Here is a 13,173-nt window from a genome sequence, read left to right as displayed (position 1 = left end):
GGATGAGACATGGCTGACCTGTTATCCATCGGGCTGTCCGGGCTGCGCACTTCGCAGACCTCCCTGACGGTGACCGGACACAACATCAGCAACGTGAACACGCCGGGCTATTCGCGCCAGCAGGCCGTGCAGCAATCGAACATCCCGCAGTTCACCGGCGGCGGCTACATCGGCTCCGGCAGCCAGGTGGTCGACGTGCGTCGCCTGGCCAGCGAATTCCTCACCTCGCAGCTGCGCACCGCCACCAGCCAGAACAGCGAGCTGCAGACCTTCAAGAGCCAGATCGAACAGCTCGACGGCCTGCTGTCCAACACCACCACCGGCATCAGCCCGGCGCTGAAGAGCTTCTTCACCTCGCTGCAGACCGCCTCCCAGGACCCGTCCTCGGTGGCCGCGCGCGAGGCGGTGCTGTCCCAGGCCAAGGGCCTGGCGGACACCTTCAATACCCTCTACGACCAGCTCGACAAGCAGAACAGCCAGATCAACGACCAGCTCGGCGCGCTGACCACCCAGGTCAACTCCCTGGCCGCCAACGTCGCCAACTACAACGACGCCATCGCCAAGGCCCGCGCCAGCGGCGCCGAGCCCAACGACCTGCTGGACGCCCGTGACGAGGCCATCCGCCAGATTTCCGAGATGATCGGGGTCAAGACCCTGGAGCAGAGCGACGGCAGCGTCAGCCTCTTCGTCGGCACCGGGCAGCCGCTGGTGGTGGGCAACACCGCCTCCACCCTGCGTGCCAAGCCCGGCGTCGACGACCCGTCGCGCTACCAGATCGACCTGGTCACCGGCGGCGTCTCGCAGACCATCACCACGCAGATCTCCGGTGGCGAGATGGGTGGCCTGCTGGCCTACCGCGACACCGCGCTGGACCAGTCGTACAACGCCCTGGGCCAGCTGGCGATCACGATTTCCGACACCATCAACAAGCAACTGGGGCAGGGCCTGGACTCCGCCGGTCGCGCCGGCAGCCCGCTGTTCGGCAACATCAACGACCCGCAGTCGGCGTCGCTGCGGGTGCTGCCGAACGTCAACAACACCGGCACCGCCAACGCCACGCTGAACATCACCAACACCAGCAGGCTCGGCACAAGCGACTACCGCCTGGATTTCGACGGCACCAACTACACCGCCACGCGCCTGTCGGACAACGCGCCGATGACGGTCACCGTCACCGGCACCGGCCCCTACACCCTGAGCTTCGCCGACGCGGCGGGCAACGACCAGGGCTTCCAGGTGCAGCTGGACTCGCTGCCGGCGGCCAATGATCGCTTCACCCTGCAGCCGACCCGGCGTGGCGCCACTGATTTCGAGAGCGTGCTCAAGACCTCCGACCAACTGGCCTTCTCCGGCTCGGCGCGTGCCGAGGCGACCACCAACAACCGAGGCACCGGCACCATCAGCCAGCCGGCCCTGACCAGCGGGCCCTCGCCGATCGACGTCACCGACCTGCAGGACCTGTTCGGCGCCAGCGGCATCGCGCTGACCTTCGACGCGGCCACCAACACCCTAAACGGCACCCTGCCGGCCGGTGCCACCCTGAGCTATGTGTCGCCGTCCACCACGGCGCTGACCCCGGGGCAGACCAACACCCTGCGGCTGAACTACACCGACCCGTCGACCAACAACAGCTACACCTACGAATTCACCATGGGCGGCACCCCGCAGAGCGGCGACAGCTTCAGCCTGGCCTTCAACAACAAGGGTACCGGTGACAACCGCAACGCCCTGGCCCTGGTCGGCCTGCAGACCAAGCCGGTGGTCGGCAACGGCAGCACCGGCGCCACCTATACCGATGCCTATAGCGGACTGGTGGAGCGGGTCGGTTCGCTGACCGCGCAGGTGCGGGTCAACTCCGATGCCAGCGAGGCGGTGCTGAGCCAGGCGCAGGAGAACCGCGACTCGCTCTCGGGCGTGAACCTGGACGAGGAGGCGGCGAACCTGATCCAGTTCCAGCAGTACTACAACGCCAACGCCCAGGTCATTCAAGTTGCGCGCGCGCTGTTCGATACACTCATAGGCGCCTTCAATTGAGGCTGATGTGAAATGAGAATCTCGACTATCCAGGCTTTCAACAACCAGGTCGCGGGCCTGCAGAAGAACTACGCGAACGTGACCCGGACCCAGGAGCAGATCAGCACCGGCAAGCGCATCCTCACGCCCGCCGACGATCCCGTGGCCTCCGTGCGCCTGCTGCAGTTGAGCCAGGAAGAGGCGCTCAACGCCCAGTACAAGTCCAACATCACCGCCGCGAAGAACAGCCTGAACTCCGAAGAGAGCATCCTCACCTCCGTCGGCAACGTGATGCAGCGCATCCGCGAGATCGCCGTCGAAGCGGGCGACGGTGCCCTGGACTCCACCGACAAGGCCTCCCTGGCCACCGAGTTGCAGCAGCGCGAAGACGAACTGATGAGCCTGCTCAACAGCAAGGACGCCAGCGGCAAGTACCTGTTTTCCGGGTCCCAGGCCGACACCCAGCCCTTCGTGCGTAATGCCGATGGCACCTACAGCTACCAGGGCGACGAAGGCCGGCGCGAGGTCCAGGTGGCCAGCAGCAACTTCCTGGCCCTGGGCGACAACGGCAAGGACCTGTTCGAGAACGTCTTCAACGCCAACCGCGTGACCACCTCCAAGAGCGCCACGGGGACCGGCAGCACCGCGACCATTTCCCAGGGCCTGGTCGTCGACAAGACGGACTACGACACGGTCTTCCCCTCCAGCAACCCGCCGGCGGCCACCGACGCCATCGGCATCCACTTCCTCGATGCCCAGCGCTATGTGGTCTACGACCCGGCCACCCTGCCGGTCGGCTATGACTGGACCACCTACAACCCGGCGACCCCGCCGGCCGGGCAACTGGCCACCGGTGCCCTGGACACCAACTCGCAGACCTCCGATTTCATCACCTACGGTGGTGTCAAGGTCCAGATCGACGGTGCGCCGGCGGCCGGTGACGACTTTGCCGTCAACCGCAAGCCGGACGCCGAGAAACGCAGCCTGCTCAACGTCGTCTCCGACCTGCGCAAGGCCCTGCAGTCGTCCTCCGATACCCCGGCAGGCAACCGGCAGATCCGCGACGCCGTGGCAATCGCCACCTCCAACCTCGACGCCGTCAACACCAAGGTGCTGGCGGTGCAGGGCTCGGTAGGGGCACGCCTGAACACACTGGATTCGACCGAAGGCTTCGTCGACGATGTCAGCCTGGTGAACAAGTCCGTGCAGTCGTCGCTGGAGGACCTCGACTATGCCGAGGCCCTGTCGCGCCTGACCATGCAGTCCACCATCCTCCAGGCCGCGCAGCAGAGCTACGTGAAGATCAGCGGCCTGAGTCTGTTCAACTTCCTCAACTGACTCGTCCGCCGCGCCCGTCGCGCGCGGCGCCAATCCCTCCGTCTCCTTGCCGGGCCTCCTTGCATTTCAACGGGTTGGCACCATGCTTGCTTTGGGTCTCGACATCAAAAGCGAGCGCCATAAAACTGTCAGCGATAAAGGCAGCGCGTTCATCCGGCGCAGGGCCGGCTGACATGGGCAGGGGAGAGCAGCATGTTCGATGGCAAGTCCGTATTCGTTTCCGGGGGCACCGGCTCGTTCGGTCGCGCGTTCATCCGTACCCTGCTGGCGCGCCACCAGCCCAAGCGGGTTGTGGTGTTCTCCCGCGACGAACTCAAGCAGTACGAGATGCAGCAGGAGTTCAACGCCCCCTGCATGCGCTATTTCCTGGGTGACGTGCGCGATGCCGAACGCCTGCAGCAGGCCATGCGCGGCATCGACCTGGTAGTCCACGCCGCTGCGCTGAAGCAGGTGCCGGCCGCCGAATACAACCCCACCGAATGCATCCGCACCAATGTCAGCGGCGCCGAGAACATCATCAACGCGGCCTTGGCCAATGGCGTGCAGAAGGTCGTGGCGCTGTCCACCGACAAGGCCTCCAGCCCGGTCAACCTCTACGGCGCCACCAAGCTGCTCAGCGACAAGCTGTTCGTCGCCGCCAACAACATCACCGGTGACCACCAGACCCGTTTCGCCGTGGTGCGCTACGGCAATGTGGTCGGCTCCCGGGGTTCGGTCCTGCCGTTCTTCCGCAAGCTGATCGCCGAAGGCGCCCGCGAGCTGCCGATCACCGACCCGCGCATGACCCGCTTCTGGATCACCCTCGACGAGGGCGTCGACTTCGTCATGCGCAGCTTCGAGCGCATGCACGGCGGGGAACTGTTCGTGCCCAAGATCCCCTCTGCGCGCATCACCGACCTGGCCGAGGCGCTGGCGCCCGGCATGCCGCACAAGCAGGTGGGTATCCGCCCGGGCGAGAAGCTGCACGAAATGATGATCTCCCGCGATGACAGCACCCACACCTTCGAATTCGACCGGCACTTCGTCATCGCCCCGTCGATCACCTTCAACACCCAGTACGACTATGCCCGCGATGGCCTGGGTGGCGTCGGTGTGGCGGTGGAGGAGGGCTTCGAGTACGTCTCCGACAGCAATCCCCACTACCTGAGCGTGCCCGAGCTGCGACAGCTGGCCGACGCCTGGGCCTGACCATGATTCCCTACGGTCGCCAGAACATCAGCCAGGCCGACATCGATGCGGTGGTCGACACCCTGCGTTCCGACTGGCTGACCCAGGGCCCGGCCATCGAACGCTTCGAGCAGGCCGTCGCCCAGCGTTGCCAGGCCGCCCACGGCATCGCCGTGAGCAACGCCACCGCAGCCCTGCACATCGCCTGCCTGGCCCTCGACCTGGGGCCGGGCGACCGCCTCTGGACCAGCCCCAATACCTTCGTCGCCAGCGCCAATTGCGGCCTGTACTGCGGCGCCCAGGTGGATTTCGTCGACATCGACCCGGCGACCCTCAACCTCGATGTCGCCCAGCTCGACGCCCGCCTTCAGCGCGCCGAACGCGACGGCACCCTGCCCAAGGTGGTGGTTCCCGTCGCCTTCGCCGGACAGAGCTGCGACATGGCACGCATCGCTGAACTGGCGCGACGCTACGGCTTCCGCGTGATCGAGGACGCCTCCCATGCCATCGGCGCCAGCTACGGCGGTCGCCCGGTGGGCTGTTGCGAGCATGCCGACATCACCGTGTTCAGCTTCCACCCGGTGAAGATCATCACCACGGGGGAGGGCGGCCTGCTCACCACCAACGACCCGCGGCTGGCCGAGCGCCTGCGCCGCCTGCGCAGCCACGGCATCACCCGTGACCCGGCGGCGATGACGGGCCCGAGCGAAGGCCCCTGGTACTACCAGCAGCTGGAACTGGGCTTCAACTACCGCATGACCGACCTGCAGGCTGCCCTCGGCCTGTCCCAGCTGCAACGCCTGGATGCCTTCGTCGCCCGTCGCCGGCAGCTGGTGGCCCGCTATGGCGAGCGGCTCGCCGACCTGCCGCTGGAACTGCCGCAGGTGCAGGCGGGTGCCGATCCGGCCTGGCACCTGTACCCGGTGCGCCTGCGCCTGGAGCGCCTGCAGCACGGCCACCGGGCGATCTTCGAAGCCCTGCGCGGTGCCGGCATCGGCGTCAACCTGCATTACATCCCCGTGCACCTGCAGCCCTATTACCAGCAGCTGGGCTTTGCCCCGGGCGATTTCCCCGAGGCCGAGCGCTACTACGCCGAGGCCCTGAGCCTGCCGCTGTTCCCCGACCTGACCGACGAGCAGCAGGACCAGGTGGCGAGCACCCTCGCCAGCGTCCTGCAGTGACTGGAGAAACCCGTGCGTGAGCTGACCGAGCAAGAACGATTCTGGCAAGGCGAGTTCGGCGACCAGTACGTCGACCGCAACGACGGCGAGGTCCACGTCGCCAACGTCACCGCCTTCTTCGCCCAGGCCCTGCGCCGCGCCGGGCGCATCGACAGCGTGCTGGAGCTGGGCACCAACCGCGGCCTCAACCTGCGCGCGCTGAACCGCCTGTTCCCCGAGGCGACGCTGCTGGGCGTCGAGCTCAACGCCAAGGCCCGCGACATCGCCCAGGCCCTGGGCATCGCCGATATCTGGCAGGGCTCGCTGTTCGACTACCCGGTGCAACAGCCCGTGGACCTGGCCTTCACCCGGGGCGTACTCATCCATCTGCCGCCGGAGCTGCTGCCCCAGGCCTATGCCAAACTCCATGAGGCCAGCCGCCGTCACGTGCTGATCGCCGAGTACTACAGCCCCGCGCCGGTGGAGATCAGCTACCGGGGCCATGCGGGCAAGCTGTTCAAGCGGGACTTCGCCGGCGAGATGCTCGACCTGTACCCCGACCTGCAGCTGGTCGACTACGGCTTCGTCTATCGGCGCGACGTCAATTTCCCGACCGACGACATCAACTGGTTCCTTCTGGAAAAACGCCCATGAGCAAGGTCGCCATCATTCCTGCCCGCGGAGGCAGCAAGCGGATTCCGCGCAAGAACGTGAAGCTCTTCCAGGGGCAGCCGATGATCACCTACTCGATCCGCGCCGCCCTGGCCTGCGGGCTGTTCGAGCGGGTGGTGGTCAGCACCGACGATACCGAGATCGCCGACATCGCCCTGGCCCATGGCGCCGAGGTGCCCTTCGTGCGTCCGGCGTCGCTGGCCGACGATCATGCCGGCACCGTCGAGGTGATCCAGCACGCCCTGCGCGAGCTGGCCGCCGCCGGTTACCAGCCCGACTACACCTGCTGCCTCTACGCCACCGCGCCCCTGGTGCTGCCGGAGAAGCTCGTCGAAGGCTTCGAGCTTCTGGCCGCGCGCCCGGACAAGGATTTCGCCTTCACCGTCACCGACTTCGCCTCGCCGGTGCAGCGCGCCCTGCGGGTGAATGCCGACGGCGGCGTCGAGTCGCTCTACCCCGAGTTCTACGAGACCCGCTCCCAGGACCTGGAGCGCGCCTACCACGACGCCGGCCAGTTCTACTGGGGGCGCAGCGCCGCCTGGAACGAGGGCAAGGCGATCCACGCCGCGCATTCGCTGCCGCTGATCCTGCCGCGCTACCTGGTGCAGGACATCGACAGCCCCGAGGACTGGCACCGTGCCGAACTGATGTACGCGACCCTGCTGCTGGAGGGGGACATCTGAGATGCGCGTGCTGTTTCGCGTGGATGCGTCGCCCGTCATCGGCAGCGGCCACCTGATGCGCTGCCTGACGCTGGCCCGCGAACTGCACGAGCAGGGCGCCCACCTGAGCTTCGCCTGTCGCGGCCTGGAAGGCGCGCCCCTGTCGCTGGTGCCGGCCGAATACGAACTGCTCGAGCTGCCGGCACGCTATGCCGGCGAGCGGGCGGCCGGCACCGCCGAGGCACGGATCGACAACCTCGCCGACGCCGAGGCGTTGCATGCGCTGCTGGGCGAACGCCATTTCGACTGGTGCATCGTCGACCACTACGGCCTGGACGCCGAGTGGCACGGCCTGGCTCGTCGCCATGCGCGGCGGGTCATGGTGCTGGACGACCTGGCCAACCGCCCGCTGGACTGCGACCTGCTGCTGGACCAGGGCCTGCACGCCGAGCCGGACGTACGCTATGCCGGCCGCCTGGCGGACGCGGCGACCCGCCTGTTCGGCCCCACCCATGCGCTGTTGCGCGACGAGTTCCTGCTGGCCCGCGAGCAGGTCGCCCCGCGTACCGGTGAGCTGGAACGCGTGCTGGTGTTCTTCACCGGCGGCGACGACCAGGGCGAGACGCTCAAGGCCCTGCAGGCGCTGGCCGGCTGGCGGCCGTCACTGCAGGTGGACGTGGTCATTGGCCAGGGGCACGCGGACCGGCAGGCGCTGGACGCCCTCTGCGCCGCCCACGGCTGGCGCCTGCATTGCCAGATCGACTACATGGCCCGGCTGATGGCCGAGGCCGACCTGGCCATCGGCGCCGCCGGCTCGTCGTCCTGGGAGCGTTGCGCCCTCGGCCTGCCGGCGCTGGTGGTGGTGCTGGCCGAGAACCAGCGCGAGCTGGCCAGGGGGTTGCACGAACTCGGCCTGGCCATCGACCTGGGCGAGCACGCCCGTGTCACCCCCACGGACTACCGGCGCGCGCTGGACGGCCTCGATGCCGAGCGGCTGCGCGGGCTTTCCCAACGCGCCTGGGACCTGGTCGACGGCTTCGGCGCCGTCCGGGTCTGCCGCGCCCTCCTGGATGCGTCGGTCGGCTCCTGAGCCGTCCGCAGAGGAACCATCAGCATGTCGACACGCCGCTTCGAAATAGCCGGACGCCCCATCGGGCCCGACGAGAAGCCCTATTGCATCGCCGAGGTGGGCATCAACCACAACGGTGATCTCGACCTGGCCCTGAAGATGATCGACGTCGCCCGCGAGTCGGGCGCCGACGCGGTGAAGTTCCAGACCTTCAAGGCCGAGGAGTTCTGCGGCGACCCGCAGCAGATGTTCACCTACCAGTCCCAGGGGCGCAGCGTCACCGAGTCCATGCTGGCGATGTTCAAGCGCTACGAGTTCGACGAGGCGCAGTGGCGGGCGGTCAAGGCCCATTGCGCCAAGGTCGGCATCACCTTCTTCTCCTCGCCGCAGAACCGCAGCGATCTCGCGTTGCTGCAACGCATCGGCGTGCCGGCGATCAAGGTCGGCTCGGACGATTTCAGCAACCTGCCGCTGCTGCGCCACTACGCCGGCGCCGGGCTGCCGCTGATCCTGTCCTGCGGCATGAGCGACCTGGCCGACGTGCACCAGGCGCTGGAGACGGTGGGCTGGTTCGAGGGGGCCCAGGTCGCGCTGCTGCTGTGCACCTCGCAGTACCCGACCCCCGACGCGGACGTCAACCTGGCCAAGCTGGGCACCCTGCAGCAGGCCTTCCCCGGGTTGCTGACCGGGTTCTCCGACCACACCCAGGGGCCCCTGGCGGCCTCCCTGGCGGTGGCGCGCGGGGCGCGGCTGTTCGAGAAGCACTTCACCCTCGACCACGACCTGCCGGGGCCGGATCACTGGTTCTCCGAGAACCCCCAGGGCCTGGCCGAATGGATCGCCCATATCCACCGGGCCGACGCCATCATCGGTTCGCCCTACCTGCGCCCGACGCGCGCCGAAGGGGACATGCGCGTACTCGCCCGGCGCAGCCTCATGGCGCTGCGCGATATCGCCGTGGGCGAACGCCTGGACGAGCACAACCTGGGGCTGCGCCGCCCCGGCAACGGCTTGCCGCCCGCCCTTTACGAGCAGGCGCTGGGCAGCGTCGCGACACGGGCCATCGGCAGCGGCGAGCTGCTCCGCCTGGGGGATTTCGCCTCGGTGGACGCGCCATGAGCGCGGTGCCGGCATCGACCTTCCAGCTGCGTCCGGCGACCCTGGACGACGCCGCGTTGCTGCTGCGCTGGCGCAACGCCGAGCCGGTGCGCCAGTGCATGTACAACACCGCCGAGATCGCCCTGCCCGAGCACCAGAGGTGGTTGCAGCGCGAACTGGCCAACCCGGCCTCGCGCCACCTGCTGCTGGAGCGTAACGGCACGCCTGTGGGCTACGCCAGCCTCGCGGACATCAGCGAGCGGCACCGGCGCTGCACCTGGGGCTTCAACCTCGGTGACTCGCCGCAGCCCAGGGGCACTGGCCTGCGCATGCTGGCGCTGCTCGCCGAGCAGGTGTTCGAGGGGCTGCAGCTGGAGAAGATCTGCTCGGAAGTGCTCGACTTCAATGCGGCCAGCCTGCGGGTCCACCAGCGCCTGGGCTTCGTGCCGGAGGGGCGCCTGCGCCGGCACATCCACCGCCCGGATGGGGTCTTCGACGTCGAGGTCCTGGCGCTCTTCGCCGAGGACTGGCGACGCCTGCGCGGGCCGCTCCTGGCGGAGCTCTTCGATGAGTGACGCGCGCCAGGTCGCCATCCACCAGCCCGCCTACCTGCCGTGGCTGGGCTACTTCGACCGCATCGCCCGGGTCGACCGCTTCGTCTTCCTCGACACCGTGCAGTTCGAGAAGAACAGCTTCATCAACCGCAATCGCATCAAGACGCCCCAGGGCGCCCAGTGGTTGACGGTGCCGGTGCTCGGCCGGGGCCACCTGGCCGGCACCCTGCGCGAGACCCGCATCGACGAGAGCCGCGACTGGCGCCGCGACCACCTCAAGGCCGTGGCCATGAACTACCGCCGGGCACCGCGCTTCGCCGAACGCTACGCGCAGCTGGAGCAGCTGTACGCCGAGCGCCAGGACAACCTGGCAGAGCTCTGCTGGCGCCAACTGGGCTTCTGGCTGGACGAACTCGGCATCGAGACGCCCCTGGTGCGTGCCAGCGAGCTGGACGTCGACAGCCGCAAGTCGCAGCTGGTGCTCGATATCTGCCTGGCCCTGGGTGCGGACAGCTACCTGTCCGGCGCCCTGGGGCGTGACTACCTCGACGAGGCCGCCTTCGCCGCACGGGGCATCGAGGTGCGTTACCAGGCCTTCACCCCGCCCACCTATCCTCAGCTGTGGGGCGCGTTCGTGCCTGGCCTCGGCGTGCTGGACTGGTGGATGAACAGCGGCGACAGCCGCAGCGAATTCAGGGAGCTGACATGAGTTTTTCCATCGAGTGGGAACAGCGCTACGCCGCCAGCACCCACCTTTCCATCTGGCCCTGGTCCGACGTGGTCAGCCTGACCAAGCGCCACTGCCGCGAGCTCGGCCCCGGCGGGCGCGTGCTGGAGCTGGGCTGTGGCGCGGGCGCCAACATCCCGTTCTTCCAGTCCCTGGGCGTGGACTACCACGCCGTGGAAGGCAGCCCGACCATCGCCGCCCAGTTGCGCGAGCGCCTGCCCGAGCTGGCCGCGACCATCGCCACCGGCGACTTCACCCAGCCCTGGCCCTTCGCCCCGGGCTTCGACCTGGTGCTGGACCGCGCCTCCCTCACCTGCAACGGCGAGGAGGCCATCCGCCGCTGCCTGCGCCAGGTGCACGAAGCCCTGGTGCCCGGAGGGTTCTTCATCGGCGTCGACTGGTACTCGGTGAACCATTCGGACGCCCGCCGTGGCCAGCCCGATGCCGACCCGCACACCCGCAGCGGCTTCACCGATGGCTCCTTCGCCGGCACCGGCCGCGTGCATTTCTCCGACGAGGCGCACCTGCGCGCGCTGTTCGCCGACTTCGAGCTGCTGCACCTGGAGGAGAAACAGTCGGTGCGCTACGAGCCGGCGGATGGCCATCGCTTCGCCTCCTGGATGCTGGTGGCGCGCAAGCCGGCGGTGCGGGCATGAACGCCGTGCGCCCGGTCGTGGTGGTGGGGGCGGCATCGCCGGGCTGTTGGCGGCGAACTGGGTACAGGCCTGCGGCCTGCCCGTGGTGCTGATCGAGCGCGCCGACGCGTGCGGCGGGCTGCTGCGCTCCTACCGCGACGAGGACGGCAATGCGTTCGACCAGGGCACCCACGTCCCGGCGATGACCGGCGATGCGCGGGTCGACCGCCTGCTGTTCGACGAGGCCGGCCTCGACTGGCAGGAGGTGCCCGTGTTGCGGGTGGGCAACGTCTTCGCCGGCGTGCTCAACGAGCGCAGCCAGTTCATCGACATCAGCGGCCTGGCGCCCAGCCTCTACCAGGCCTGCTTCACCGGGCTGCTGAACAGCCTGACCACCGACCGCGACGCCCCGAGCCTGGAGGCGGCGCTGCTCGCGCACTTCGGCGAGCCGCTGGCGCGCGAGGTGTTCTTCCCGCTGCTCAGGCGTTTCTACGTGGCGCCCTTCGACCAGCTCAGCGCGAGCAGCCACCGTTTCCTCGGCTATGGCCGTGTCATCGCCGGCAGCGCCGAGGTATGCCGGGAGCTCAAGCGTTCGGCGGTCTACGACGCCAAGGTGGCGTTCCGCGACTACCTGGAAGGGCGCAGCGCGGTGCGCCATCGCTACCCCCGCAACGGTGGTGTCGGCAGTTGGGTCGACGCCCTCTGCGAGCGCCTGCGGGCCGGCGGCGGGCGCATCCTAACCGGCGCCCAGGTCCAGGGCGTCGATCACGCGGCGCAGGTGCTGAACCTGGCCGACGGCGAGCGGCTGGGCTTCGAGCAACTGGTCTGGACCGCGCCGCTGGCGCTGCTGGCCAGGGCGCTGGGGCTGCCGGTCGCCTCCGCGCCGCCGCGCTTCCTGCCCCTGCGCCTGTTCCATTTCCTGCTGGACCGGCCGGCGGCCTGCGACTGCCATTACCTGTACCTGAACGACCCGGCGGCGCGCGCCTTCCGCATCACCCTCTACGACAACGTCCTGGAACGGAACGAGGCGCCCTGGCGCCTGACGGTGGAGGCCCTCGATGCGCCGGGCGAGACCACCGCCCAGCAGGCTGCGGCGGTGCTGCGCGAGCTGCGCGATGCCGCGGTGCTGGCGCCCGGTTGCGAGGCCCGGCTGGTGCTGGAGCAGTCCATCGCCAACGGCTTCCCGGAGGTCACCCTGGCCCAGGACGCCGCCAACCGCGAGCTGCGCGAGCGCGTGCTGGAGCATGCCCCGGCGCTGGTGCTCTGCGGCCGCAACGCCTCGGATGCCTTCTTCACCACCGATGTCCTGCTGGATACCGCCGCCCAGCTGGAACGCCGCTTCGGCGCACCCGCCACCCCCGGAGACCCCCGATGAGCAAGGAACGCGTACTGGTGATCGCCGCCCACCCCGACGACGAGGTGCTGGGTTGCGGCGGCAGCATCGCCCGTCATGTCGCCGACGGCGACGAGGTGCAGGTGGCGATCATGGCCCAGGGCCTGTTCAGCCGTGGCACCCCGGAGGAGGCCGAGCAGCAGGCGCTGCGCGATGCCTGCGCCGAGGCCAACCGCATCCTCGGCGTGCAGGGCCTGGAGTGCTTCGACCTGCCGGATAACCGCCTGGACGGCCTCGACCTGCTGGACCTGGTCAAGCCCGTCGAGGCGCTGGTCGCCCGTCACCGCCCGGGCATCGTCTACGCCCACTGGAGCGGCGACGTGAACATCGACCACCGGCGCCTGCACGAGGCGGTGGTCACCGCCTGCCGCCCGCAGCCGGGCCACCCGGTGCACACGCTGCTGTTCTTCGAAATCCCCTCGTCCACCGAATGGCAGGTGCCCCACAGCGCGCCGGCCTTCTGGCCGGGCTGGTTCAACGACATCGGCTCGACCCTCGACACCAAGCTGCGCGCCCTCGATGCCTACGCGATGGAGATGCGCGAATGGCCGCATCCGCGCTCGCTCAAGGCCGTCGAGCACCTGGCCCGCTGGCGCGGCGCCTGCGTGGGCATGGAGGCCGCCGAGGCCTTCGTGCTCGGCCGCCACCTGAACAGACACTGATGGGGCCTTGCCCCTGGAACCGC

At 68.7% G+C, this 13,173-nt stretch carries 13 protein-coding genes; all 13 read left to right on the top strand.

Going from position 1 to position 13,173, the window contains the following annotated elements; all coding sequences use genetic code 11:
- Window positions 1-9 precede the first annotated feature (9 nt).
- The 13 genes from flgK to PHLH3_RS19735 all read left to right on the top strand — a co-directional run bounded on the left by flgK (window position 10) and on the right by PHLH3_RS19735 (window position 13,150).
- On the top strand, window positions 10-2,034 hold the full coding sequence (gene flgK, locus PHLH3_RS19795) for a flagellar hook-associated protein FlgK (protein ID WP_213625476.1): 2,025 nt from the start codon (window positions 10-12) through the stop codon (window positions 2,032-2,034).
- Window positions 2,035-2,046: 12 nt separating this feature from the next.
- Entirely contained in the window at window positions 2,047-3,351 is a 1,305-nt protein-coding gene (gene flgL / locus PHLH3_RS19790; protein ID WP_213625475.1) for a flagellar hook-associated protein FlgL, read from the top strand.
- Window positions 3,352-3,543: 192 nt separating this feature from the next.
- On the top strand, window positions 3,544-4,539 hold the full coding sequence (gene pseB, locus PHLH3_RS19785) for a UDP-N-acetylglucosamine 4,6-dehydratase (inverting) (RefSeq protein ID WP_213625474.1): 996 nt from the start codon (window positions 3,544-3,546) through the stop codon (window positions 4,537-4,539).
- Between the two features lie 2 nt (window positions 4,540-4,541).
- Window positions 4,542-5,699, top strand: a complete 1,158-nt coding sequence (gene pseC, locus PHLH3_RS19780; RefSeq protein ID WP_213625473.1) for a UDP-4-amino-4,6-dideoxy-N-acetyl-beta-L-altrosamine transaminase — start codon at window positions 4,542-4,544, stop codon at window positions 5,697-5,699.
- 12 nt (window positions 5,700-5,711) lie between these two features.
- Window positions 5,712-6,332 carry a pseudaminic acid biosynthesis-associated methylase gene (locus PHLH3_RS19775; RefSeq protein WP_213625472.1) on the top strand — a complete coding sequence of 207 codons (621 nt, stop codon included), beginning with the start codon at window positions 5,712-5,714 and terminating at the stop codon, window positions 6,330-6,332.
- Complete coding sequence (gene pseF / locus PHLH3_RS19770; protein WP_213625471.1) at window positions 6,329-7,033, top strand: pseudaminic acid cytidylyltransferase; 705 nt, start codon at window positions 6,329-6,331, stop codon at window positions 7,031-7,033. The genes PHLH3_RS19775 and pseF overlap by 4 nt, the downstream gene beginning before the upstream one ends.
- A gap of 1 nt (window position 7,034) precedes the next feature.
- Window positions 7,035-8,102 carry a UDP-2,4-diacetamido-2,4,6-trideoxy-beta-L-altropyranose hydrolase gene (gene pseG / locus PHLH3_RS19765; RefSeq protein ID WP_213625470.1) on the top strand — a complete coding sequence of 356 codons (1,068 nt, stop codon included), beginning with the start codon at window positions 7,035-7,037 and terminating at the stop codon, window positions 8,100-8,102.
- A gap of 24 nt (window positions 8,103-8,126) precedes the next feature.
- A complete protein-coding gene (locus PHLH3_RS19760; RefSeq protein WP_213625469.1) occupies window positions 8,127-9,200 on the top strand; it encodes an N-acetylneuraminate synthase family protein in 1,074 nt (357 codons plus the stop codon).
- The gene (gene pseH, locus PHLH3_RS19755) at window positions 9,197-9,754 is read left to right on the top strand and encodes a UDP-4-amino-4,6-dideoxy-N-acetyl-beta-L-altrosamine N-acetyltransferase (protein WP_213625468.1); all 558 of its coding nucleotides are present in this window, start codon (window positions 9,197-9,199) and stop codon (window positions 9,752-9,754) included. The genes PHLH3_RS19760 and pseH overlap by 4 nt, the downstream gene beginning before the upstream one ends.
- Window positions 9,747-10,442 (top strand): WbqC family protein, encoded by a 696-nt coding sequence (locus tag PHLH3_RS19750; RefSeq protein WP_213625467.1) that lies wholly within the window; start codon window positions 9,747-9,749, stop codon window positions 10,440-10,442. Before pseH ends, PHLH3_RS19750 begins: the two co-directional genes overlap by 8 nt.
- Window positions 10,439-11,116, top strand: coding sequence for a class I SAM-dependent methyltransferase (locus PHLH3_RS19745; protein WP_213625466.1), 678 nt, complete (start codon window positions 10,439-10,441; stop codon window positions 11,114-11,116). The genes PHLH3_RS19750 and PHLH3_RS19745 overlap by 4 nt, the downstream gene beginning before the upstream one ends.
- Window positions 11,058-12,470, top strand: a complete 1,413-nt coding sequence (locus tag PHLH3_RS19740) for an FAD-dependent oxidoreductase (protein ID WP_280527436.1) — start codon at window positions 11,058-11,060, stop codon at window positions 12,468-12,470. Before PHLH3_RS19745 ends, PHLH3_RS19740 begins: the two co-directional genes overlap by 59 nt.
- Window positions 12,467-13,150 carry a PIG-L deacetylase family protein gene (locus tag PHLH3_RS19735; protein WP_111260903.1) on the top strand — a complete coding sequence of 228 codons (684 nt, stop codon included), beginning with the start codon at window positions 12,467-12,469 and terminating at the stop codon, window positions 13,148-13,150. The genes PHLH3_RS19740 and PHLH3_RS19735 overlap by 4 nt, the downstream gene beginning before the upstream one ends.
- Window positions 13,151-13,173: the final 23 nt, after the last annotated feature.

The organism is Pseudomonas sp. Pc102 (genome assembly GCF_018408275.1).
GTDB lineage: Bacteria > Pseudomonadota > Gammaproteobacteria > Pseudomonadales > Pseudomonadaceae > Metapseudomonas > Metapseudomonas tohonis.
The sequence above is the reverse complement of the archived record's forward strand: the minus strand, read 5'-3'. Positions and strand labels throughout refer to the sequence as shown.

What these genes read in the sequence shown, in the direction of transcription:
- flgK (WP_213625476.1), top strand. Translation starts at nt 10, where the DNA reads ATGGCTGACCTGTTATCCATCGGGCTGTCCGGGCTGCGCACTTCGCAG.
- flgL (WP_213625475.1), top strand. Translation starts at nt 2,047, where the DNA reads ATGAGAATCTCGACTATCCAGGCTTTCAACAACCAGGTCGCGGGCCTG.
- pseB (WP_213625474.1), top strand. Translation starts at nt 3,544, where the DNA reads ATGTTCGATGGCAAGTCCGTATTCGTTTCCGGGGGCACCGGCTCGTTC.
- pseC (WP_213625473.1), top strand. Translation starts at nt 4,542, where the DNA reads ATGATTCCCTACGGTCGCCAGAACATCAGCCAGGCCGACATCGATGCG.
- pseF (WP_213625471.1), top strand. Translation starts at nt 6,329, where the DNA reads ATGAGCAAGGTCGCCATCATTCCTGCCCGCGGAGGCAGCAAGCGGATT.
- pseG (WP_213625470.1), top strand. Translation starts at nt 7,035, where the DNA reads ATGCGCGTGCTGTTTCGCGTGGATGCGTCGCCCGTCATCGGCAGCGGC.
- PHLH3_RS19760 (WP_213625469.1), top strand. Translation starts at nt 8,127, where the DNA reads ATGTCGACACGCCGCTTCGAAATAGCCGGACGCCCCATCGGGCCCGAC.
- pseH (WP_213625468.1), top strand. Translation starts at nt 9,197, where the DNA reads ATGAGCGCGGTGCCGGCATCGACCTTCCAGCTGCGTCCGGCGACCCTG.
- PHLH3_RS19750 (WP_213625467.1), top strand. Translation starts at nt 9,747, where the DNA reads ATGAGTGACGCGCGCCAGGTCGCCATCCACCAGCCCGCCTACCTGCCG.
- PHLH3_RS19745 (WP_213625466.1), top strand. Translation starts at nt 10,439, where the DNA reads ATGAGTTTTTCCATCGAGTGGGAACAGCGCTACGCCGCCAGCACCCAC.
- PHLH3_RS19740 (WP_280527436.1), top strand. Translation starts at nt 11,058, where the DNA reads ATGGCCATCGCTTCGCCTCCTGGATGCTGGTGGCGCGCAAGCCGGCGG.
- PHLH3_RS19735 (WP_111260903.1), top strand. Translation starts at nt 12,467, where the DNA reads ATGAGCAAGGAACGCGTACTGGTGATCGCCGCCCACCCCGACGACGAG.